The organism is Bradyrhizobium sp. SBR1B (assembly GCF_014198205.1).
GTDB lineage: Bacteria > Pseudomonadota > Alphaproteobacteria > Rhizobiales > Xanthobacteraceae > Bradyrhizobium.
This window is the reverse complement of sequence record NZ_JACIHC010000038.1, coordinates 1-22,602: the sequence shown is the minus strand read 5'-3', so window position 1 is coordinate 22,602 and position 22,602 is coordinate 1. Positions and strand designations below refer to the sequence as shown.

The 22,602-nt window shown below is 57.9% G+C and carries 9 protein-coding genes and 12 pseudogenes; 12 read left to right on the top strand and 9 right to left on the bottom strand.

The annotated features are described in order from the left end of the window. Positions 1 to 57 precede the first annotated feature (57 nt). The 3 pseudogenes from ltrA to GGD61_RS38690 all read left to right on the top strand — a co-directional run. Positions 58 to 1,588, top strand: a pseudogene (gene ltrA, locus GGD61_RS41550) (group II intron reverse transcriptase/maturase). A 64-nt stretch (positions 1,589 to 1,652) separates the two neighbouring features. After that, positions 1,653 to 1,949, top strand: a pseudogene (locus GGD61_RS38695) (transposase); the annotation flags it as partial. Further along, positions 1,883 to 2,320 (top strand): annotated as a pseudogene (locus GGD61_RS38690) (ATP-binding protein); the annotation flags it as partial. The pseudogenes GGD61_RS38695 and GGD61_RS38690, both read left to right, overlap by 67 nt. Here the strand turns inward: GGD61_RS38690 and GGD61_RS38685 are convergent. After that, positions 2,267 to 2,656 (bottom strand): hypothetical protein, encoded by a 390-nt coding sequence (locus tag GGD61_RS38685; RefSeq protein ID WP_183232371.1) that lies wholly within the window; start codon positions 2,654 to 2,656, stop codon positions 2,267 to 2,269. The pseudogene GGD61_RS38690 and the gene GGD61_RS38685 overlap by 54 nt on opposite strands. Positions 2,657 to 4,649: 1,993 nt before the next feature. On the opposite strand from GGD61_RS38685, the gene GGD61_RS38675 reads away from it, so the two are divergent. Further along, complete coding sequence (locus tag GGD61_RS38675; protein ID WP_183232368.1) at positions 4,650 to 5,006, top strand: hypothetical protein; 357 nt, start codon at positions 4,650 to 4,652, stop codon at positions 5,004 to 5,006. A gap of 592 nt (positions 5,007 to 5,598) precedes the next feature. Here GGD61_RS38675 and GGD61_RS41795 read toward each other — a convergent pair. Both GGD61_RS41795 and GGD61_RS38670 read right to left on the bottom strand, forming a co-directional pair. After that, positions 5,599 to 5,744 (bottom strand): annotated as a pseudogene (locus GGD61_RS41795) (transposase); the annotation flags it as partial. An 11-nt stretch (positions 5,745 to 5,755) separates the two neighbouring features. Next, positions 5,756 to 5,962 carry a LexA family transcriptional regulator gene (locus tag GGD61_RS38670; protein WP_183232367.1) on the bottom strand — a complete coding sequence of 69 codons (207 nt, stop codon included), beginning with the start codon at positions 5,960 to 5,962 and terminating at the stop codon, positions 5,756 to 5,758. Between the two features lie 95 nt (positions 5,963 to 6,057). On the opposite strand from GGD61_RS38670, the pseudogene GGD61_RS38665 reads away from it, so the two are divergent. The 3 genes and pseudogenes from GGD61_RS38665 to GGD61_RS41790 all read left to right on the top strand — a co-directional run. Continuing rightward, positions 6,058 to 7,170: pseudogene (locus GGD61_RS38665) on the top strand (IS630 family transposase); the annotation flags it as partial. Positions 7,171 to 8,112: 942 nt separating this feature from the next. Further along, positions 8,113 to 9,906: a di-heme-cytochrome C peroxidase gene (locus GGD61_RS38660; RefSeq protein ID WP_183232366.1), complete on the top strand. Its 1,794-nt coding sequence runs from the start codon at positions 8,113 to 8,115 to the stop codon at positions 9,904 to 9,906. Positions 9,907 to 10,147: 241 nt separating this feature from the next. Further along, positions 10,148 to 10,546 (top strand): avidin/streptavidin family protein, encoded by a 399-nt coding sequence (locus tag GGD61_RS41790; protein ID WP_183232365.1) that lies wholly within the window; start codon positions 10,148 to 10,150, stop codon positions 10,544 to 10,546. Between the two features lie 291 nt (positions 10,547 to 10,837). Here the strand turns inward: GGD61_RS41790 and GGD61_RS38650 are convergent. Together GGD61_RS38650 and GGD61_RS38645 are read right to left on the bottom strand one after the other, a co-directional pair. After that, a pseudogene (locus GGD61_RS38650) lies at positions 10,838 to 11,245 on the bottom strand (transposase); the annotation flags it as partial. Positions 11,246 to 11,252: 7 nt separating this feature from the next. Next, positions 11,253 to 12,137: pseudogene (locus GGD61_RS38645) on the bottom strand (hypothetical protein); the annotation flags it as partial. Positions 12,138 to 12,846: 709 nt separating this feature from the next. Here GGD61_RS38645 and GGD61_RS38640 point away from each other — a divergent pair. Further along, complete coding sequence (locus GGD61_RS38640) at positions 12,847 to 14,811, top strand: glycoside hydrolase family 127 protein (protein ID WP_183232364.1); 1,965 nt, start codon at positions 12,847 to 12,849, stop codon at positions 14,809 to 14,811. A 94-nt stretch (positions 14,812 to 14,905) separates the two neighbouring features. Next, a pseudogene (locus GGD61_RS41785) lies at positions 14,906 to 15,052 on the top strand (IS701 family transposase); the annotation flags it as partial. Between the two features lie 371 nt (positions 15,053 to 15,423). Here the strand turns inward: GGD61_RS41785 and GGD61_RS41040 are convergent. Beyond that, positions 15,424 to 15,594: pseudogene (locus GGD61_RS41040) on the bottom strand (helix-turn-helix domain-containing protein); the annotation flags it as partial. Positions 15,595 to 16,027: 433 nt separating this feature from the next. Here GGD61_RS41040 and GGD61_RS38620 point away from each other — a divergent pair. Beyond that, a pseudogene (locus GGD61_RS38620) lies at positions 16,028 to 16,938 on the top strand (IS630 family transposase). Between the two features lie 25 nt (positions 16,939 to 16,963). Here the strand turns inward: GGD61_RS38620 and GGD61_RS38615 are convergent. From GGD61_RS38615 to GGD61_RS38605, 3 genes and pseudogenes are all read right to left on the bottom strand, one after another. After that, a pseudogene (locus GGD61_RS38615) lies at positions 16,964 to 17,328 on the bottom strand (IS3 family transposase); the annotation flags it as partial. Between the two features lie 49 nt (positions 17,329 to 17,377). After that, positions 17,378 to 17,524, bottom strand: a complete 147-nt coding sequence (locus tag GGD61_RS38610) for a hypothetical protein (protein WP_183232362.1) — start codon at positions 17,522 to 17,524, stop codon at positions 17,378 to 17,380. Between the two features lie 400 nt (positions 17,525 to 17,924). Then, positions 17,925 to 18,707: an acetoacetate decarboxylase family protein gene (locus GGD61_RS38605; protein WP_183232361.1), complete on the bottom strand. Its 783-nt coding sequence runs from the start codon at positions 18,705 to 18,707 to the stop codon at positions 17,925 to 17,927. A 1,059-nt stretch (positions 18,708 to 19,766) separates the two neighbouring features. On the opposite strand from GGD61_RS38605, the gene GGD61_RS38600 reads away from it, so the two are divergent. Both GGD61_RS38600 and GGD61_RS38595 read left to right on the top strand, forming a co-directional pair. Then, positions 19,767 to 20,525: a glucose 1-dehydrogenase gene (locus GGD61_RS38600; RefSeq protein WP_183232360.1), complete on the top strand. Its 759-nt coding sequence runs from the start codon at positions 19,767 to 19,769 to the stop codon at positions 20,523 to 20,525. A gap of 45 nt (positions 20,526 to 20,570) precedes the next feature. After that, positions 20,571 to 22,330 (top strand): annotated as a pseudogene (locus tag GGD61_RS38595) (oleate hydratase). Positions 22,331 to 22,602: the final 272 nt, after the last annotated feature.

The following is a 22,602-nucleotide window of genomic DNA, read 5'->3' as shown; positions in this document are numbered from 1 at the left end:
GGGAACAGTTCAAACTGCTTGGAGTGCAAACTACCTGACCGAATGAGGTGAAGACCTTTGATAATCAGTGAAATGCAGCACAAGCTCGCGACATGGGCCGGGAGCGATCCGAACCGAAGGTTCGATCGCCTCCTTCGGCTGATTGCCAACCGGGAATGGCTTGCCGAGGCCGCTCGGATTGTTCTGGCGTCAAGTGGCGCACGAACACCGGGCATCGACGGAATAGATAAGCAACGACGGCAGGTCAGATTGGATCAGCATCTGGATGACCTGCGGAAAAGCCTGCTGGACGAAAGTTATCGCCCCCAGCCGGTGAAGCGAATCTATATCCCGAAAACCAACGGCAAGCTACGCCCACTGGGCATTCCGACTCTGACGGATCGCATCGTCCAACGAGCCATGCTCATGGCCATGGAGCCAATCTGGGAAAGCGACTTCCATCGCCTATCCTATGGCTTCCGGCCTGAACGGAGCGTGCACCATGCCGTCCGCACCGTGAAGATACAGCTTCAGGATGGAGCCGACACGACGAGGGGCCGCTGGATCATCGAAGGTGATCTGGCAAGCTACTTCGACACGGTCCATCACCGGCTGCTTATCAGATGTGTGCGGCGACGGGTGCAGGATGGGCGGTTTGTTGATCTTCTCTGGCGGTTCCTGAAGGCAGGTCACATTGACCGTGACCTGTTTACAGCCTCCAGCGAGGGTGTTCCGCAAGGTGGCGTGCTGTCACCGCTCTTGTCCAACATCATGCTCCACGAGTTTGATGCGTGGCTGGAGGCGAAATACCTGAGCGACAAGGCTCGCAAGGACCGCTGGGCATGGAACTTCGGCATCAAGCTGGGCCGCCCTATTACGGTTCGAGAGAACCGGCAGTGGAAGCCGGCGGTTGCTTATTGCCGATACGCTGACGACTTTGTCGCCAGCGTAAAAGGGACCAAAGCTCAAGCAGAGGAAATCCGCCAAGAATGCCGCGCCTTTCTGGAAGGCAAGCTGAAATTGACGCTGAATATGGAGAAAAACCCATATCACCCACGTCAATGACGGCTTCGTCTTTCTGGGGCACAGGATCATTCGCAAGCGAGGGTCGCACGGGCGCATGTCCGTCGTCACAACGATACCCAAGGAAAAGGCGAAGGGGTTTGCTCGCAGGCTCACTGAAGCCCTTTCCGGCAATCATAGTGTCAGCACGGTCGACATGATCGCTGGCCTGAACCGTCAACTGGCGGGATGGGCAGCGTTCTATAAGTTCACCGACTTCACCGCGCACGTATTCCGGCGCATCGACCATGTCGTATTCTGGAAAATGGCGCATTGGCTGGGGCACAAATACCGATCTCGCATCAAACCTTTGATGCGGAAATGGTACCGAGTCCCGGAACCGGGCAAGGCGAAAACCTGGCTCGTGTTCGGTCGGAATGAACGCGGCGGGCCCCACGGAAAAGCACTTCACCGGCTTGTCTCAAGTCCGAAGGCGCAGTTCCGGTGGCGCAATCCGGAGGAAAATCCTTACATCTTCCGAAAAGAAGCCCGCAGCACTGTCACCTCGCACTATCAGGATGTTGCTATGGCCATGGGCCAAGCTTGAACAGAGAGCCGTATGCGCTGAAAGGTGCACGTACGGTTCGGGGAGGAGAAGCGCGCTCGCGCTTCTTACTCCACTCCCGATGGCGCGCGGCTTCGTCTATCTCGCGGTGGTGCTCGACTGGTTCAGCCGCCGGGTGCTGTCGTGGCGCGTCTCGATCACGATGGAAGCCGCATTCTGCGTCGAGACGCTGGAGGACGCTCTCGCGCGCCACGGCAAGCCGGACATCTTCAACACCGACCAGGGCTCGCAGTTCACGGGCGCCGCGTTCACCGGCGTGCTCGCCAGTCATCGCATCGCCATCAGCATGGACGGCCGGGGCGCATGGCGCGACAACGTGTTCGTCGAGCGGCTGTGGTCGTCCTGGACGAGCTCGGATATTTGCCCTTCGCCCAGTCCGGTGGCCAGCTTCTCTTCCATCTCGTCAGCCGGCTCTACGAAAGAGCTTCCGTCATCGTCACCACCAATCTCGCCTTCGGAGAATGGCCCAGCGTGTTCGGCGACGCCAAGATGACCACTGCGCTGCTCGATCGGTTGACCCATCACTGCGACATCGTCGAGACCGGCAATGACAGCTGGCGATTCAAAAGCCGCGACGACGATCACGCCAACCGCGCTCGGCTCGTCTCCGCTATCCCGGCCAGCTCCGACGAGCCGAGCGCTACCGGCAGAACGCGTCGATCAAAGGGGTCCCCTTTGGATGCCGATCGGGGGTCCCAGTCCAATGCCGATTGACACATCAAAGCGGGACCTGGATGCGGACAAAGCCTCTCGCTGGCCGGCGAGACGGTTGAGCTCGATCTGCTGGTTCGTGCGATCGCGATCGAGCTCAAGAAGCCTCGTGGTATCGAAGCGTTGGTCGTTGATTTCTGCTATGAGCTCGCCGGGACTAATGCGCGCGCCGATGCTCTTTACGGCAAGCGTTACCTTTCCTTCGATCGGGGCGCGAACGATGTAGAGCCGAGCATTGAGTGTAGCATCCGCCGATGCTCCGGCGAAGTGCTCACCGATAATAACGTATAATCCCGCTGCCAACAGGGCCAAGCCGACAATTGCACGTACGAGCCTCATAAGGACATTCCAATTGCATTTATGACGGGACGGTCGCGCAGCGCATTAGGTCTAATCGTTCTCAAATAAGCGACCCTCTGCGGCGTTGGATTGCCAAGTTCGGTGTCGCTCGGATGCGAGTGTTAGCGGCTTGAGCGTCACGATCAGACCAACAGGCTGGTAAAGAATAGCTTCGTGAACTCAGCGGCAGGAGGATCGGTATCGTCAGAAGTGAAAATAGTCATGAATTCATTCCTGCAGTTCCAGCAACGCCAGAGATATTGGACCTCCCGCGCTTGGATGCGCTCATGCCACTCGAGGTGGACCAATGCAGAGCCACATTGAGGGCAGTTCGTGTGACGTGTCATTGAGACCGACTCCATGTGGCAGCTCGTGTCATTGCGCCAAAAGGCCACCGCCCAAGAAGCCTAGCGGAGCCACCGCTTCGTGGGCGGCTGCGGTGGATGCACCTCCTCTGTTCAAATCCTGTGCCAACTGCGACAGCTTGAATAGTAAGAAATATGTTTTCAAGAAAGTGTACCGGGCCGACTGCATTTCAGAAATCGGACAGTCTAAGTCATGTTCGTAAGGTCGCAGATCGGATTGAGTTCTCGTTATGGAAGCCTTGGGCAAGATCGTTTGGTGCTGAGTAATGCCCCTTGGGAGGTTTGGCTGACCATAAACCGCCCGATCAGGAAGGCTCCCACCTGAACGGGGACCAGCCGATGGCCGTGGAAGTGTGAGTTGGTCGCGTGCGTCCGGCGCTCACTGGAGCAATCAGGAGCCGTTAGAGCGGTTCACGATCAAGGTGGCTTGTATCCGGCGGCTCCGACTGCTGGCGTATTCGAGAGCTTATAGGCGCCGCACCAGGTCGCGGCGACAGCGCGGCGGCATGGCGTTTCACGCTCATTGCTGCTGCGATGGCGACGGTCGCTTCGGCCTGAGCCGAAGGATGCCGCTAACCTGCCACTGAATTTTCATCCAGCGGCAGTTAGAGTCTTGGAGTCATCACCTTGCGGAGCAGAACTCGGGCATTTTCATGCTTCTCCTCCACTCCGAGCACGAGGTTCGGGTCGCTCGCGTATTTGATTAGAAAGCAAGCTCGGCATGTTTCGCTCCTTTCGATCTGTAGCGACGGCAATCCCGCCTTGATCGCGAATCGATCCTAGGCCATTTGTCCTTCGCTCTCCTCCTTGAGGGGCGAGTGCGTGCCAACAAAATTCATCAGGCTGCTGCTTGAAGGCGCGAGGTTCGGTCCTTTGATGCGAAGCTCCATGCAGCCTGCCTTAGCGTGTCGGTGGCCGCACGTGCCGGCTGGCTTTAAGACATGCATGTCGTAAGTCGGACAGTCCGAGCGTCATGACGCAATAGGCCGCGTGGCGAATTCTTGTAGCAATAGCCATCGGTCGAGAGCCGATGGTTCGCATTTCGAACTCCTCGTGTAGCTTCCGACATAATTCTTTGCGGCGGCCGCTCATCGCCCGGGGTATCCGGTCTAACGGGGAAATCCTGCCGCCATCTCACATAGATCGTCCGCCATGCCGGATGATTTCAATGCCCAAATCTCATTGGCATAGGCCCCGGGAGCGGCTATGCCAACGTATAGCTTTCCAGCGAACAGCTCGCCTGCCATTCCTCTTTGCGGTCGATGCAATGACTGGGACAGGCAAGCGCCTTAGAAGGCCACGGTCTGAGCAATAGCGATCGTCTTCAGAACAGCTGAAGTCGCAGCTACGAGGTTGACGTTGAAGTTTAGTAACCACGTCATGGACATTTAAGGCGGAGGTCGCGCTCGGAAGCGCGCCGCTAAGCTGCTGGTATGGATGATCTTCATCTCCTATGCCGCGCAGCCTCCAAGCTCGCTCGTGCACATCCGGTAAGCGATCCAGATTAAGCAAGAGCTACCAAATGAAATAGGCTCGACGTGTTACCGGCTATGATACTTTCTGAAGCCTCTTGGTCGGATTTAGACCGAACAGCGCCTGGGGATCCCGTCCAGACGGGGAGATGTTAAATGTCCGCGAGAAGATCTGAACACGAGAAACGCGAACGGAAGACAGGTTCAGAACCCGACCTGACCGCCCAGGCATCAGCTTCTGATGCGGATGCCACGACGCACGATATTGGAGAATCAGCGAGCGTCGAATCAAGCCATCCATTTGCGTCTCGAGAGTGGAAACGATCTCTCGAAGAGACAACAGGCCTGTACGCTGCGGCATTGAAGGACGGGTCAAAGCTGGCTGCTTCCTCTCTGCACGCTCAGGCCAGTCTTCTAGAGAATCTTGCCAAATCCAAAACTCCGTCCGACGTAATGAAGTTCCATCTGGATTTCGCGGAGCGGCTCTGGTCGAAATCGATCAGCGAAGGCTGAGAGATAAGATCACTTAAGGCGGGCCCTTCATCTGCGGCAGGGCAAGCAATAAGCCCCGTGCGAAATAGGGTCGATCTCGCACTATTTCATCCGAGTAAAACAAACGCTTGGGGGAGAGGAGGCGATTATTCTTAAGCCGGACTATCGACGCGCAACAAAACAAAAGGTCTCTTCGGCAATATTCGTAAGGTTCAGAAGCGACCAAGCAGCACCATTTCTTAAAACAAATGGGATGGTCTGCTCAGTGATCGGTTGCGCTGATCAGCGGCCAATGGAGCTGGAAGTCGAACGCCAAGCCGGCGCAGCTTTCGGCGAGAAGAGTCCGGAGCGTCTCGCGCAGCGCAATGGTTATCGCGACCAGGCCTGGAGACCGGCGCTGGTGCTGGTACGGTCGAGATCGGGCAGGTCCAGATATGTTGTCAGGAGCTCATGCAATCGAGGGCTATGTCTCACGCCCACGATCAAACCGTATTCCGCAGGATGTCCGCGTAAAGCATTGATCGTCTGTGTGCGCTGTCGAGCTAAGCGTTGAATGCCATGGAAGAGCCTCGCTTCTCGGCGCCTTTGACGCCCGACAAAGCGTATCGTTGGTCGCCGTGTCGCTCTTCTGCGCGAGGTGATCAAGCTTGGCCTCAAACCACTGCTTCAAGGCTGCGACCAGAGTCGCGCATGCGCTTGTCGCCCCGCGCGGCGCTCGGCAGCAGATCGGCTATGGAGTGCCTTCCCGATCGCGTAAAGCTAGTGGTTCATCACAGTGATTTTGACGTTTTTATTCCGAGCCATTCGAGGATCGGCAAGCTTTCCGGCGCCACGAGAATTTCGATGCTCCTGGGGACGCCGGGTTGACGACGGATGCATCCGTTTCGTTCGAGAGTTACGATCATTTGGTGTACCGAAGGCGGGCTGACGCGAAAGTGGCGCTGGATGTCTTTCTCGGCGGGCGGCTGTCCGAACATGTTGGAATATGTGTAGATGAAAGCGAGGTAGTGCGCGCGCCTGATTTTTGATTCATGGATCGATTCGTCCCGGCCTTCCGACAAGGAGGCAAAGAATGAATGTACGTTATCGGATCGAATTGAGCCAAGCCGAGCGAGAGGAACTGACGGCGATGCTCGGCAGCGGCAAGTGCGCCGCCCGCAAGCTCAAGCGGGCGCAGATTTTGCTGGCGGCCGATGGAGGGCGCCGCGACGAGGAGATTGCCCGGACCGTAAGTGTCAGCCTCTCCACCGCCTATCGGACCAAGCGCCGCTTCGTGGAAGGCAATCTGGAGCGGGCCCTGAGCGAAGAGCCGCGTCCAGGGGCGGAACGCAAGCTGATGGGCAAGGAGGAGGCCCTGCTGGTGGCGACCGCATGCGCCAAGCCGCCGGCCGGCCGCAAACGCTGGACGCTGACGCTGCTGGCCAACGCGATGGTCAAGCTCACCGATCACGACAGCTTGTCGGGCGAGACCGGGCGCCGCCGGCTGGCGGAGAACGACCTCAAGCCATGGCGCAGGGACATGTGGTGCATTCCTCATGTCGATGGCGAATACATTGCCCGCTTGGAGGACGTGCTCGACCTCTACGCTGAGAGGCCGGATCCCGCCCGGCCGCTGGTCTGCTTCGACGAGACCCCGGTCCAGCTGATCGGCGAGGTGCGCCAGCCGGTCTCCGCCAAGCCCGGACAGCGCGAGCGCTACGATTACGAGTACCGCCGCAATGGCACCGTCAATCTCTTCGTTATCTCCGATCCACATCGGGGGTGGCGCAACCTGAAGGCGACCGAGCGCCGCGCCGCCGTCGACTATGCCCAATGCATGCGTGAACTCGTCGACATCCATTATCCCGAAGCCGCCTGCATCCGTGTCGTGCAGGACAATCTGTCGATCCATACCGCCGGTGCGCTGTATCAAGCGTTTGCGCCCGCCGAAGCTCGGCGCATACTGCGCCGCCTCGAATTCCACTGCACCCCGAATCACGCCAGTTGGCTCAACATGGTTGAGTGCGAGATCAGCGTGCTGCAGCGCCAGTGTCTCGGCCGCCGCGCCGACGACCCCAAAAAGCTCCGAAACGAGATCGCGGCATGGCAACGGCAGCGAAACAAGGCGCAAGACCGCATCAAGTGGATGTTCACAACCGACAAAGCCCGCGCCAAACTCCGCCGCGCCTATCCGGCCGTCGTCAAACCACTAGGAAGACGCCGCCATCGAGCCACTTCCAATAAATCACAGGGCCGCTGCCATCCCAGACGATCTTCACTCGATCGGCGCGCTTCGCACGGAACACCACCGCCACGCCATTCGCCCAGCGTCTCCTTCGCCAACAGCGCCAAACCCCCCGCACCTTTTCTGAAGTCCACAGGTTGCGTCGCCACGTAAATCGGAATCAAAAAGGACTCCAGCTTTTTGTTCTCGGGCCAAAGTGAGCGTGTGCTGCCGAACGGCGAGCGATGTGGATGCATTAACAGCGATAATGGAGCCCGGCGCACAACAGGTCGCGCATGGCCTCATGCGCCGCATCCGGACCCACACGGCTGTCAGCCCGCCGCTCCGGTGCAGCTCGGCCGGCACCGCTGCATGTCGATGCAGGCCATATCTGCAGAGTCCGGCTTCGTAGCAAAGACTTACCTGCTGGTCACTCTTGCCGCGCTTCTTCGCCAGCTTGTCGATCTGGTCGGCGCGATTGGCGATGATCCCAAAGTTACGAACTTCCTCGCCGCTGCGTCCTTTCGGCCATCGCAACCAAAATCGTCGCCTTGTGCACATGCAGCCCACGAAAATGCTGTCGTTCGCCGGGCCCGCTCGCCATGCTTGCGGCTCGGCGTCGGACCATCCGGCGCAATCCTCGATAGGAGCTTGCCGCGGGCGGGTCACCCACCAACTCAGAGAGCGAACATAGGGCACGGGTAGGCGTGGGCCCTCTGATTATGGCGCAGGTGCAGAGGCAGCCGGCACTACAAAACTTGGTAGGTTGAACCTAGCGGGTCTGAGACCTTTAATGCCTCATCATCAGGCGACTTGTATTCTGTGGCCAGGCTAGAGGACCGAGATCAACTTGCCGCAACGGCGAGAGGACCTTAGGACCGCGAGCAACTCTTCGGGCGACTTTGAAAAACGGTGGGCCATACGATGCTTCGTGTTCTCTTTCTGATCGGCTTAACCGTTTCTGCCACGACAAGAGCGAGCGCACAGGGCGCGGACGCCATTCCATTCTACGTTGACCAAGGTGCAGATTGGACCGCGACGGCGAGAGCGGACTTCTATGTGCGCGATCAGGGCTCGCGTTTGATCGCGCTGTCTTGGATGCAGGCGCTAAAGCAAAGGAACGGACAACCGTTTCTCGCCGATGGTTTGTCGCGGTACGGCTATCTCCCCAATCCCGGCAACAAGGCCAGCCTTCCTATCGGCTTTCATGCCTCCGGTCCTGAAGGTTTCCAAATTGTCGGAATGACCTGCTCCGCATGTCATACGCGCCAGATCGAAGTCGACGGCAATATGTATCGTGTCGATGGCGGTCCCGGACTCGTGGACTTCTACGCGCTGCTTGGTGATTTGGACAGGGCTGTCGGCGATGTGCTTGCTAATGATGACTCGTTTGCTCCGTTTGCTGCAGCTGTTCTGCACTCCGCAAATCTCGATACGGCTGATCTTGAGGATCTTCGCCGGCAGGTAGACAGGTGGTACTTGCGGTTTCACACACTTGTGGTGCGAGCCCTGCCCAAAAGAGGCTGGGGAGTAGGCCGTCTGGATGCTGTCGGGATGATCTTCAACCGCTTATCTGGATTGGACATCGGCCCGCCCCCCGATTTCATGATCCCGGAAAACATAAAAGCCGCTGATGCTCCCGTGAGATACCCATTCCTTTGGAATGCGCCGCGGCAGGACAAGACGCAATGGCCGGGATTTGCAAAGAACGGAAGTGACATCTTGGGGCTGGCCCGGAACGTTGGCGAGGTTCTGGGGGTGTTCGCTACGTTCGAGCCCAAGCGTCAGGGAGCGGTCATCAATTTCCTCAATGGCAATTCGACCAATTTCGACGGCCTTAGCGAGCTTGAAAACCTCGTGAAGCGAATCGGCCCTCCGAAATGGCCCTGGAACATTGACGCTGCCTTAGCCATCCGGGGTAAGATGATTTTCGAAAGAGGTTCCGATGAAGGGGGATGCAGCGGTTGTCATGGGATTGAAGACGGCGAGCACCGCTTTCCATTCCTCAAAACATGGAGAACCGTGGTTCAGAACGTCGGTACCGATACACGTGAGTACGATGTCCTCGCCTGGAAAGCCAAGACGGGCGTGCTGAATGGAGCGTACATTCCCTTCGCGACCGCTCCTCTTAAGGAGAAGGATCAGGTTCTTAACATTCTCGCGACCTCGGTGATTGGTTCGATCGCAGAACACCTGCTGGCCGGTGGCGCCTCTTCCACCAACGCACGGGTCGCGACGGCGCCAGATCCGGGGTCGTCGGAGACCCCGGAGTCTCTGGGGTTGGTACGACTACCGCCGACCCTGCAGGATCTGGTAACGGCGTTCGACGCTGTCAGCACTTCGGAAGAGATCAAAAAAGCCAGGCGGAAGGGGGCAGAAAAAGCGTCGCGCAGTCGACTCCCTCAATGGGGCGCCTACGAGGCCCGCGTTCTTCAGGGCATTTGGGCCGCCGCACCTTATCTTCATAACGGCTCGGTTCCTACCCTGGCGGAATTGCTCAAGCCGTCCGCACAGCGCAAATCGCAGTTTAGCATTGGACGGAAGTACGACATCGAAAACGTTGGTCTTGCGGCCGCCCAGGGGCCTCAAAGTGACTCACTATCCGTCACGGATTGTAATGACATCAATTCTGGAAACAGCCGATGCGGCCACGAGTACGGGACGAATTTGAGCGAACAAGACAAAAAGGCGCTGCTCGAATACCTAAAGACGCTGTAACCCGCTGCGTCGTTCGCTCGCCGAGCATTCTCAAGAGGTCGGCACCAAGCGTCGCTGGAGAAAATGAGGCCCTCGGCAAATCCGCCTCTGGAGAAAATCTGGCGAAACTACGAAGAGAGAACTTTTCGTGGACGGGGGTGCACTTCTGGGTTGAGTGTGGAAGCGAATTGCATGGCCGTATCGTCTGAGCGAACCTATATCCGGCAGCGTTTGTGCAGTTGCCTAATGCCTAGGGAATACCATGACACGCTTGTTTGTGCTTCTGCTCTTTGCCGTCATATCGGTATCTGCTCACGCGCAGTTGCCCGTCCCCTCCACATGGGTGAATCAAAGGGGCTCGCTTCTCTTGATCCAGACGCTAGACCCGTCAACAGGAAATTTCGCGGGAACGTATGTCAACAACGCGACTGGATTTTCGTGCCGGGGACAGCCTTACCCTGTCGCAGGTGTCGTCACCGCAGACAGAATAGATTTCTACGTCAATTGGACGGCACCCGCGGCTCCAGACTGCAAAACAATTACGATTTGGAACGGTCGTGTAGCTGCTAATAAGATTCCAGCTGATTGGACGCTAAATTACGTGGGATCGGACTGGCAGTTTCACAAAATGACGGGGCGTGACTTGTTCACGAGGAGGTAGACCAAACTGCTTCAAGTTGTTCCTCCCTTGTCAGGGGAGCGAGCGAGGTCCGTCACTGCGTGTATGCGCCTTCTCCGCCGACGTGATGATGCGCAACGCAAAAGGCGAGATCGGCATTTTCTTCTGCCAGTCGTTGGACAGAGTTCGGAATCTGTCTGCGTCAGATAATTTGAGACTGATTAGGCTTTTCGAGAAGGGAGGCTCTGGCTTATCAGGGGTAAGAGCTTAAGAGAGCTGGCCCCGGTTGTTTGAACAGAATTTCCGCGCTAATAGGTGGAGCGTCTGCCGTGGTTAGGCTGCCATGCGGAGCGGCAGCGAGTTGAAGTAGGCTTGGTCCGGAGTGCCGCCGTCAAGGCTCGACTAAGGACTCCGGCTATTGTAAAAGTCGAGATATCGGCCCATCGAGGCGCGGGCATCGGACACCGTGTCGTAGGCGCGCAGGTAAACCTCCTCGTATTTGACGCTGCGCCACAGCTGCTCGATGAACATGTTGTCCATCCAGCGCCCGCGACCGTCTATCGAGATCCTGACGCCGGTGGCGGCCAGCGGGCCGGTGAAGGCGGCGCTGGTGAACTGGCTGCCCTGGTCGATATTGAAGATCTCAGGCCGGCCGAAACGCGCCAAGGCCACTTCGAGCGCTGACACGCAGAACGATGTGTCCGTCGTGTTCGACAGGCGCAAGGCCAGCACCGCACGGCTCGCTCAATCAGATGATCGCCAGTCGTCCGTTAAGAAACCGATTTGAGCGGTGTGCAGTCGCTGGCGGCCGCGATGAGGGGGGCAGGATCAGGCACCAAAGAGCCCTCAGCCAGGTGAGGACACGGCGGAAGTTTTGACCGTCGGCGGAGAGGATGACGTTAGCCGCATCGCTGGGATGGCCTTTGAGGTAGCATCGGCCGAGGTGACCATCGGTCTTCAGGTGTCCGATGATTGGCTCGATGGCGGAGCGGCGGCGCAGCTCGCGCTTGATGACTCCGAAGACGCCGCGCTTCTGGCCGGAGATGAAGACGCGACGAGGATTTTGCGCGTCGTGGCCACGGTATCCCTCGTCGACATAGGCCCGCTCGATCGCACAGCCGGCGAGTGTCTCGGTGCGGTCGATGACGTCCCGCAAGGTGTGACCATCGTACGGCTTATCGGATAGCGCCCCTGGCGAGCAGCACGAACAGGCCTCCAGGAGCACGGCGGTTGTTGGTGACGATGGAGGCTTTGACACCGAACTCGTAGGGCGCGGCGGCCTTGCCCTTGCCGATGCACTCGACCTCTGGAGCGTGGAAGGAATAAAGCTTTCAGCCGCGCTGGCGCTGCTACTGCGAGCGGATCTCGGAGGCCCGTCCGAGCGGGAGGGCGATGGCGTTCTCGAGCACGGCCTGACCTTCGATCTGCGGCGGATATCGCGGATGATCCGGCCCAGCCGGCTGCGCAGGATGCGCAGGATGCGCAACTGCCGCTGATGCCGCTTGAATTGCTTGGCGTGGGCGGAGCGTCCCGCCGTCATCGCCGCGGTCTTTGCAATGCGAAACAGGTCCGAGCGCTCGTGCGGGAAGGCGTGCTGGAAGAACTCTTCGCCGGTGAAGTACTGGAAATATGGGATGGGCGTCGATGATCGCCTCGACTGTTTGGCGCTTCGGGCCGCTCCGTCACGGCTTATTCGGTGGAAGCGCATACGAGCGACAACTTACTTTCCGAATCAAACATCCGCGCCCTTCGGGCAAGTTGAGCTTGCGCTTTGCCTCCGTGACGATGCTTAGGAGTAGCAGATTAGTTTCTCCTTTTGATCGCGCGTAGCAACGGCTCGTTGAATCCGGTTGCCATAAGCGCCCTCCTACCTTCTAAGTGTCATGAAAAGAATTGTTAGAAACCGGGCATTCCCGCGCAAGGTGGAGGTCCTAGAATCAGTTCGTACTCCGAGTACTCTTGGCCATCATCTGACCCAGCGAAAGCCAACCGCTCGTATAGCAGGATCGATCAGCCTCGCAGCAGCGCGGGAGTTTACCACGACTGGCAAATCCAGTTCCAGCAATCGTATCGGCTTCCTAGCTCGGAGCCGCAGATCTGGTTGACAAGAGAACCGTACTTTGTTCGCGGCACGGGAATTGCTGTCCCGCTCCTCGAACGCGACTGCCGTCAACATCTCCGTGAGTGCGATGCCGTACGGCAACCCTCTCCATTTCTGTCGTTGGATTCGCTTGCAACGAGAATACGATTGTGCGGCCGTATGGCCTAAACCAACAAAGCATTCGTGGTGAGGTGGCTTGCCAGGCTAGCGCGTCCGTTCGCCACACTTTAAGGAGGCACGAATGAACGATCGGAACGTAGCGGAAGTCGATCTTCACGACCTAGAGGTTTCGGATCCGCTGATTGGGAAATGCCAGCAACTGGTCAGGGACGTGGCGATTCCCTACCAATGGGAGGTGCTGAACGATCGTGATCCCGAGGCGATACCAAGCCACGCGGTAGAGAACTTCCGCCTTGCCGCCGGACGTGCGAGCGGCGAGTTCAGTGGCGCGGTTTTCCAGGACAGTGACGTCGCAAAATGGCTTGAGGCGGCTGCATGGTCGCTATGCCAGGCACCAAATCCAGAGCTGGAGAAAGCCGCCGATGAGCTGATTGAATTGATTGCGGCCGCCCAATGCGACGACGGTTATCTCAACACCTATTTCATACTAAACGCGCCTCAGGAGCGCTGGACCAACCTAGCGGAGTGCCACGAGCTCTATTGCGCCGGCCATTTGATTGAAGCGGGTGTCGCGTTCGTCCAGGCGACGGGCAAACGGCGATTGCTGGAAGTCGTTTGCAGGCTTGCTGACCATATCGACACAGTTTTTGGTCCGGAGCGTGATCAATTACACGGCTATGATGGCCATCCGGAAATCGAACTTGCGTTGGCACGCCTCTACGAAGCGACAAAGGAGCGGCGATATCTCACACTCGCCAATTATTTCGTCGAGCAACGCGGCACGGAGCCGCACTTCTACAACACCGAGTACGAGAAGTGCCAGCAATCCTGCGTCTCCAAATCCGACGGCACGCCTTGGATGATAAAAAACAAAGCGTATAGCCAAGCGCACCTGCCGCTTTCGGAGCAGCGGACTGCAACAGGTCATGCGGTTCGTTTTGTGTACCTCATGACGGCGGTAGCTCATCTCGCGCGTCTGCGCCAGAACGAGCAGCAGCGCCAAACTTGCCTCCGGCTCTGGCAAAACATGGTCCAGCGCCAGATCTATATTACCGGAGCCATCGGCTCGCAAGGTGCCGGTGAAGCGTTCAGCAGCGATTACGATTTGCCGAATGATACGGCGTACGCGGAAAGTTGTGCCTCGATAGGCTTGATGATGTTCGCGCGCCGTATGCTTGAGATGGAACTGGACAGTCGCTATGCCGACGTGATGGAGCGCGCGCTCTACAACACAGTTCTCGGCAGTATCGCGTTCGACGGGCGTCACTATTTCTATGTTAACCCGCTCGAAGTGGATCCCAAAACGCTCAGGTCTAATGGCATCTACAATCACGTCTCGCCGGTGCGACGACGCTGGTTTGGTTGCGCCTGCTGTCCACCGAACATCGCGCGCCTTTTCACATCCATTGGTCATTACATCTACACGCCCAGCACCGATGCGCTCCATGTAAATCTCTACGTTGGTAATAGGGTAGCAATATCCGTCGACGGACATGCGCTGCGGTTGGTCATAAGCGGCAGCTATCCCTGGAGAGAAGAGGTGGAAATCGCCGTCGAATCTGCGCCGCCAATTGCCCACACGCTCGCCCTGCGCCTGCCAGAATGGTGCAACGCGCCGGAGGCGAGCCTGAACGGCGAGCCTGTGAATTGCGAGCCGCGCAAGGGCTATTTGCACATTCGCCGAATGTGGCAGCAGGGAGATCGGGTCAAATTATCGCTGCCGATGCAAGTGCGTCGGGTATACGGCCATCCACAACTTCGCAATTTGGCCGGCAAGGTGGCCGTCCAGCGTGGCCCCTTAATTTATTGTCTAGAGGAGGCCGACAACGGGACCGAGCTACACAACTTTTGGCTTCACTCAGACAGCCGGTTTTCCCTTGTGGAAGGAACTGGTCTCTTTAAAGGCAAACTTTTGCTGCAGGCCGACGGGGCGCGGTTGCAACACACGGATTCTGTAGAAGGGGCGCTTTATCACTACGACAAAGTGCCTGGACAGCTAAAACCGCAGCGGCTGACATTCATTCCGTGGTTCAGCTGGGCTAACCGCGGCGAAAGCGAAATGCGGATTTGGATAAATGAGCGTTGACGCCGAACGCGCCGATCGCGCTTCCACGAGACGAACTTAAGTTTACGTTTTCTGCGCAGGCGATATGGTTGGTGGCCTTGAGAAACATCTTGCGCTCGGCCTGGATCACAACGAAACCCGCTCCTGGCATGGCTGGCATCGCCATGTCTCACTCGTCATGCTTGCCTTCGCCATGATGGCCGTCATCCGTCATCGGGCCAACACCGGGCCATTGCTCAAAAATCCTTCGTCACCCGCTACAAGGGCCTATGGGCGATCCCACTCAAGGATGCTGTTTCAAAAAGCCGGTCTCATCGATGACCAGGACCGCGTCCTCATCGCCAAATGTATGGGGAAGCTCAACATCGGACAAAGGGGACCTAGATCAATTCACTCACCAGCGCTGGCTCAGTTCCTGTATAGCGGCACTGATAGTTCTTTGCACACTTCCGACTTTGGACCGGCTCTAAAGTGCTAGGCTCTCCACGGCACAACCGCTCGCCCCCTCCTTGGCCATCCGCTGAAACTTGGTGCCGCAATATGAGCAGCTCAATCAGGAGGCGATTTGGCGCATCCTTTGCTGCTGTCTCTACCGACTAGGTCAGCGCAGCAGAGGAATGCCCCTTTCGGTCCACGGGTCGCCGCGTTCCGCCGCAATTCACGCGAGACCGTCGAAGCATTCCGCCCCAAGCGGTGGCCGATATCCCGTATAGAATGGCCCTGTACCTTTAGAAGAGTAATTTCCTCACGTTCAGCCAATGAAAGGTTGCGCCCGGAGAGAGGCTTGGCCGAAGATCTGAACATCGCTGGTGGCGTGCCGCCTGCCTTTCGGAACAATGTGCTTCCGACAGGTTGCGATAATCTGGCCTCAAGCGCAGCATGGTCGGTGCTCTGTGGCAATCGCCTTCCAAAATCCTGTTCTGCTCCTTGCGTCCCGCCACACACGGCCGGCCAGGCGATGACAATAGCGCTCGTCCTGACCGTGGCGAACGTCGACTTACAACGTTCATCGCGACCTGCAACTTCGGGTGTTGCGACGACCTTTTGAATCTGCCTTGGCTGCTCCCTGTCGCTGTGGTGCACAAGCCCGCCGCGATGGATCGGCCGCGATCATGCAGTGTCTGCTCCAGCGCATTGAGTACGAAGCCCGCATGCGCTGTGCGCGAGCCCCGCCAACTCACGATTCCGTCGGGCTAGAGCGGTTTCCACTTTATGTGAATCGGAAGGGTACAGGGGGATTCCCTCGGTCGCGCAAATCAGATTCGATTGCTCTGGGGAAGCCGCGCGCGTGCTCGGTCTCAGCGCCTCGACCGCGATCCGCTGGATCGAGCGCTGGACGAGGACGGGCAGTGTGGCGGCATTGCCCGGCACGGGCCAGAGCCGCTCTCCGCTCGAGGCGCATCGCCAGTGGCTGCTCAATCTCATCGCCGCGGAGCCGGACTTGACACTCGAAGAGATTCGCGCGCGGCTCGAGTACCGAGAAGCGGCTGAAAGTCGGGACGACATCGGTCTGGCGCTTCTACGAACGCCACGACATCACGTTCAAAAAAAACTCTGCACGCCGCTGAACAGGATCGCTCCGATGTCGCTGCCGCGCGCGCCGAGCTGAAGGCCGAGCAATCCAAGCTTGAAGCGCCGCGCCTCGTGTTCATCGACGAGACGGCGGTCACGGCGAAGATGGTACGGCATTACGGCCGCTCACCGCGTGGCGAGCGTCTCGTTGCGAGCGTGCCGCACGGCCACTGGAAGACGCTGACACTCGTTGCCGCGCTGCGCAACGATGGCTTGACGGCGCCGTATGTCTTCGACGGGGCGATGGACGGGCCGTCATTCCTCGCTTATGTCGAGCAGATCCTCGCGCCGACGCTGCGCAAAAGAGACATCGTCTTCATGGACAATCTGCGTACCCACAAGATCGACGGCATTCGCCAGGCGATCGAAGCGGTCGGCGCCAAGGTGCGCTATTTGCCGGCCTACTCGCCCGATCTCAACCCAATCGAAATGGCATTCTCGAAGCTGAAGACCGCGCTGCGCAAGGGCGCGGCACGCACCGTCAAGGCGCTCATGAAACTGATCGGCAAGCTCATGAAGACATTTGCGCCCGACCAGTGCGACAACTACTTTCGACATGCAGGATACGGGGCATGATCCACATCAAGCGGAAAATGCTCTAGGCGTCGATCACGAAGGCCACGTAGACAAAGCCGGGCCAGGTCGCGACAAAGGTGAAGTCGGAGAGCCCAAGGACGTTCGGCTTCGCTGCCTTTAGCTGACGGTTGACGTGATCCTGGGGGCGTACCGCAGCCTTGTCGCTGATCCTGGTCTTGACGGATTTGCCGCCCCCCTTGCAAACCCATGTTCCGCATCAGGCGCGACACTGTACAACTGGCGACGTCCAAGCCTTCGCGTTTGAGCTGTCGCTGGGCCTTGCGCACGCCGTAGACGGAGAAATGCGAATCGATCACCCGCCGAACCTCGAGCTTCAGGGCAGCGTCCTGCGCTGGCGCGCGCCGACAGCTTGGTCGGATCGCGCCGCTTTGGTGCCGTGATAGGCAATTCGCCGCTGCGCTGTCCGTGGCAAATCCACCTACTGGCGGACCGCTTTCTCGCGCGCGATGAAGATCGCCTCGCCGGGCTTGAAGCAGCCGTGCAGTTCTTCGGAGCCCTGCTTGTTGCACTCGCGCAAGACCAGAGTCGACGACACCAGCGTGCCATTCGTTACCTGCTGATCCAACTGGTCCCGTAGCGTCGAAAACCGTTTCGGCTTGTACCGCTCCTACAAGGTAGAGCCCTTGTGTCGATGCAATAGAGTTTCTTAGCCATTACGGCTTAGGCCGCCATGCCAGAGGCCGCAGCCTTTTCCATGCTGTGCGGCAGCCGTGAAGGGACACCAGGGGTAGCAAAACAGCAACGGTTCTTTCATAACGGTTGGCGTAGGCGGCGTTGATGGTCTTGGGTATCATGGCAATGGACGGCGGACATTCTCCTTTGGGTCGACGCCTAGAAGTCGTCCCGCCACGGCCGCGCTCGGCAGCCTTCTCTTCCCTTGCTTGTTTAATGCACCGAATTATGACCCGCGCTTGCGTCGCTGTAATGGCCCATCAGTGGGCGCGCCGAGAGCCCGCCGAAGAACTCTATCGATCACTGTTACCTGGAGTTGCGGTTTCCGAAAGGATGTCAATGGCCTCGAGTTTGGCGTCATACTCCTCGTATGTGCCGAGCACGGGTTCGCCAAGTGGCAAATTGTGCACGGGATCGATAATCGAGGGTGAGTCGTAAGTTAGACAGATGGGCCCAGTAAAGCGAACTTCTTCGCCAAGTTCGTCGCGTCGCCACGATCGCTCGGTGCACCATTTGACGAGCTGCGTGACTGCGCCCTTCCCGCGCTCATTGATGGGAGGCAGATGCCGAACCGAGTAGAAATACGTCCGCGCAGAAAACATCTGTTGCGAACTCGGGCTCATGCGCTGGTCCGGTTGAGCGGTAAGGGTCAGCAGACGCTTGCCAGCTGGACGCTCGAGCGTACCCTGAATTAGGCCACCTTCTCTAATCAGAGTGATGTGTGCCAGCTTTTTTGGAGCACCGAGAACCTCTCGTCCCGAGGCGAGCGCCGCATCATTCGTTGTCACGTAAATGTAAGGAATGTAAAAGCCGGTCTCACCGCTGGGATCACGAACGTGAATTCCTGAATAGCACTCGAAGTACGGCCCCACAGTGCTCGAGGGATATTTCGCGATCCCCACAACGGCAATTGCGGGGTTTGCAAGGGGTACTAACCCCTTCGGTAATAGAGAGGACACTTCGTGCTCCACGCTGAATAGAAGGTTTATGGCTTGGCAGCCGAGAAACGCGCTGCCACGGTCTTTGCTCCCACGGTAGAGAGGCGCATCAAGCGGAATACCTTTTACGTCGATCATCGCATTCCTCCTCGCTCTGGAGTGTTTGGACGCAACTGCAGAGTTAGCTAACTCATCTCACCAAAGCCGTTGGGTTGTCGAAGCATCCCGAAGAGATTGTGATGATGCAACCTCCAATGCGGCTCGGTGGTCCATCGGCTCATTAATCCGGTGATCGTGATTGTCTTGCCGGAGACGCATATAGTTCTGCGCAATTCTGTGGTGCAGAATGAGCTTGACGATTGTGCGTTCATTCCGGCGAAGTGTGCTCGCCGACGATGATGATAACTCGGTAGGCCTCTCTGTCTGACGTATGCAACGTCGATGCCAGCACCTCATTGTGTGTTATAGGACTCGCCCGGATGAAGATGTACGAGAAGGCCGCCGACAACCGTCGCCTCTTCTGCTATTGCGCGCCCGCTTGTTTGATTGGCCACGCGGAATGTCGTAAGTCCGACATGATCAATCGGGACATAAACGGATCAGGAGCTCGCATGCCTCAAAGTTGTGGGAGCTCGACTAAGCCTTAATGTCGAAACGCTATCGCTTTGCATGGCCCGAAACGCATGCTAGCTGATACCCAGGTCGCGCAAGAAGGTCGAAGCAGCTCCAGCAACTCTGCAAGGGTTGCGTGAGTTTGCATTCGTATGAGATTCTCGGCGCGCCGATTGCACAGGATGGATACTCCGATTCGCAAGGCTCGGAGAACCTCATGCGTTCTGCGCCCCGACTTCCGCGGCCAGTCACGAAGAGCTCAGTATGAGCACCTGTACGGAACCGGCATTGCCTCGCCTGCAGTCCACGCGCGTGTTTCGGAGGAGCCTCGGACGTGTATCGTCGGGCTCAACAAGGTGGTCCAATGTCGTGATGCCAATCCAACACTCCGACGGTAGTGCTGAGCTGCAGACGCGTGTCCACGACGTGAAATCGTTATCGAGTTGGTTTTCACGCCGAGTTTCATGGGCACTACCCACAGCCTTTGGACATCGCAGCAGGCCATAGCAGATCGACCAGGGGGCCAGTTGACATAGTGCATAGTGGATATCGCAGGCGGTGCACCACCAGGGAGGAAGCAGAATTATGGGACGTGTTAGGGAAAAAGTCATTCTGGTGACGGGCGGGGCTCGAGGGATGGGGGCCGCTCATGCGCGCCTGCTGGTAGCGGAGGGAGCTAAAGTCGTGATCACCGACATTCTTCATAAAGAAGGAGAGGCTTTCGCGGCCGGCCTTGGCGCATCCGCGATCTATCTGCGTCAAGACGTCGCTCAGCCAGAGGAATGGTGCCAAGCGATCGCGGCTACGGAAAGGAAGTTTGGCGCCTTGCATGGCCTTGTTAACAATGCCGGCATAGCCAGTATCGCTCCTATCGAGCAGTTTCCGCTCGAGCAGTGGACGAAGACTCTTGCTGTCAATCTCACCGGTGTATTTTTGGGAATGCAGGCGGCCCTGCCGGCCATGCGCCGCGCGGGCGGAGGGTCGATCGTCAACATCTCGTCGGTCGAGGGGCTGAGGGGCAGTGCAGGGCTTCACGCCTACGTTGCTTCGAAGTTCGGCGTGCGAGGCATAACCAAGTCCGCTGCTTTGGAGGCCGCTCCGTCTGGAGTTCGCATCAACTCAGTCCATCCCGGCTTAATCAACACTTGGATGACAAAGGACTTCGAGTCTTCCAATTTTCTCATTCCGCTCGGGCGGGCAGGCGAGCCGCCGGAAGTGTCACAGGCTGTGTTGTTCCTGCTCAGTGACGAGTCCTCTTATCTTACGGGCTCCGAAATCGTCGTCGACGGCGGTCTGACGATCGGCGTCCCGTACAAGTGTCAGGCCCCCGAAAGCATCTTCTGACTAGAAGTTGACTGATTGACACATAAAACAAGATCTGAGGTTGCGATGTATTACAGCAGTGGGAACTACGAAGCCTTTGCTCGCCCCCGCAAGCCCGATGGGGTGGACAGCAAGACGGCGTGGTTCGTTGGTTCGGGCTTGGCGGCGCTGTCCGGCGCGGCCTTCATGATCCGCGACGGGCATGTTCGTGGCGATCGTATTACCATTCTCGAGCGGCTGAACCTTCCAGGTGGGGCGTTGGACGGTGGTTGGGACCCGGAAAGAGGGTTCGTCATCCGAGGTGGTCGAGAGATGGAGGAACATTTCGAGTGCCTCTGGGACCTATTCCGTTCGATCCCGTCGCTCGAACTCGAAGGCGCCAGCGTCCTCGACGAATTCTACTGGCTGAACAAAGATGATCCGAACTACTCACTTCAGCGGGTGACGGTGAATCAGGGACAGGATGCTCATACCGACGGCCTCTTCACTCTGGGCGAAGAGGCCCAGAAGGAGCTGATTGCCGTTTTTCTTGCCGCGCGTAAGCAGATGGAAGGCAAGCGTATCGACGAAGTGTTCGGAAGCGAATTCTTTAACAGCAATTTCTGGCTTTACTGGCGGACTATGTTCGCTTTTGAAGAATGGCATTCGGCCCTCGAGATGAAACTTTATCTGCATAGATTTATCCACCATATCGGCGGCCTGCCTAATCTTCGCGCGCTGAAATTTACCAAGTACAATCAGTACGAATCCCTTGTTTCACCGTTATGCAAATGGCTCCTAGAGCAGGGAGTCATCTTTCGCTACGGGGTCGAAGTCACTGATATCGATTTCGACATAAAGCGCGGACGCAAGCAAGTCACAGGCATCCACTGGCTGGAGAATGGTATTGCGGGCAACGTCGATATTGGTCCCGACGATCTTGTTTTCATGACGATTGGGTCCCTTACCGAGAGCTCAGACATAGGGGGGCATCAGGCGGCGCCTAGGCTCGACGAAGGCCCGGCGCCCGCCTGGGATCTGTGGCGGCGTATTGCGGCCAAAGATACCGCCTTTGGCCGTCCAAACGCCTTTGGCGGCAATATCGCAGCAACGAAATGGGAATCGGCCACGATCACGACCCTGGACGCACGCATTCCGGGGTACATCCGTAAGATCGCCAAACGCGATCCGTTCAGCGGCAGGGTCGTCACAGGAGGCATCGTTACGGTAAAAGATTCGAGCTGGTTGCTTAGTTGGACTGCAAACCGCCAGCCGCATTTCAAGCACCAGCCCCGCGACCAGGTCGTCGTCTGGGTCTATTCGCTGTTCGTCGAGAAAGACGGTGATTACGTAAAGAAACCGATGCAAGATTGTACGGGCGAGGAAATCACGCAGGAATGGCTTTATCACCTAGGTGTGCCGGTCGCGAGCATCTCGGAACTCGCCGCGCGAGCGTCAAAGCGGTGCCGGTGATGATGCCCTACGTCACTTCCTTGTTCATGCCGCGGCAGGTGGGCGACCGGCCAGATGTTGTGCCTAAGGATGCGATAAATTTTGCATTCATCGGCCAATTCGCGGAGTCGGGCGAGCGGGATTGTATCTTCACGACTGAATACTCGGTTCGGACGGCGATGGAAGCCGTCTATATCCTCCTCAAGATTGAACGCGGCGTGCCTGAGGTATTCAACTCGACCTATGATATCCGCAAATTGATAGCAGCCATGGGTAGACTGCGTGATGGCAAGGAGATTGAGATCTCTGGACCGACGTTCCTATCCCAACATATTCTGAAAAAGAGTAGCCAAACCGAGCTTGGCGAACTGATAAATAAGTATTACCTGAGTTGAGGTAGGACGCTGTCTGACGCAGCGGACATTGAGTAACGAGCTGTGTCGTGATTTTCCCGCGCGGTGACATTACCATCGACGTTGGTGTCCAGAGAATAGCGCGCGCAAGGTGACCAGATGGGGCTTTCCACTACTGGCGCTGATGTCGACGGGCTCCTTAGATGCAAGTAGACGCTACCTAGCAGGCTGTTGAAAAAGGCACTCGCCGTCGACCGGTGACCGTGATTCATTGGCTCCGACGAGATTCGGAGATGGTGCGTGCGCGGCGGGGA

Excerpts from the sequence above, each read along its gene's own strand:
- GGD61_RS38600 (WP_183232360.1), top strand. The coding sequence starts at position 19,767 with ATGGGACGTGTTAGGGAAAAAGTCATTCTGGTGACGGGCGGGGCTCGA.
- GGD61_RS41790 (WP_183232365.1), top strand. The coding sequence starts at position 10,148 with ATGACACGCTTGTTTGTGCTTCTGCTCTTTGCCGTCATATCGGTATCT.
- GGD61_RS38685 (WP_183232371.1), bottom strand. The coding sequence starts at position 2,656 with ATGAGGCTCGTACGTGCAATTGTCGGCTTGGCCCTGTTGGCAGCGGGA.
- GGD61_RS38675 (WP_183232368.1), top strand. The coding sequence starts at position 4,650 with ATGTCCGCGAGAAGATCTGAACACGAGAAACGCGAACGGAAGACAGGT.
- GGD61_RS38605 (WP_183232361.1), bottom strand. The coding sequence starts at position 18,707 with ATGATCGACGTAAAAGGTATTCCGCTTGATGCGCCTCTCTACCGTGGG.
- GGD61_RS38670 (WP_183232367.1), bottom strand. The coding sequence starts at position 5,962 with ATGTTCGGACAGCCGCCCGCCGAGAAAGACATCCAGCGCCACTTTCGC.
- GGD61_RS38660 (WP_183232366.1), top strand. The coding sequence starts at position 8,113 with ATGCTTCGTGTTCTCTTTCTGATCGGCTTAACCGTTTCTGCCACGACA.
- GGD61_RS38640 (WP_183232364.1), top strand. The coding sequence starts at position 12,847 with ATGAACGATCGGAACGTAGCGGAAGTCGATCTTCACGACCTAGAGGTT.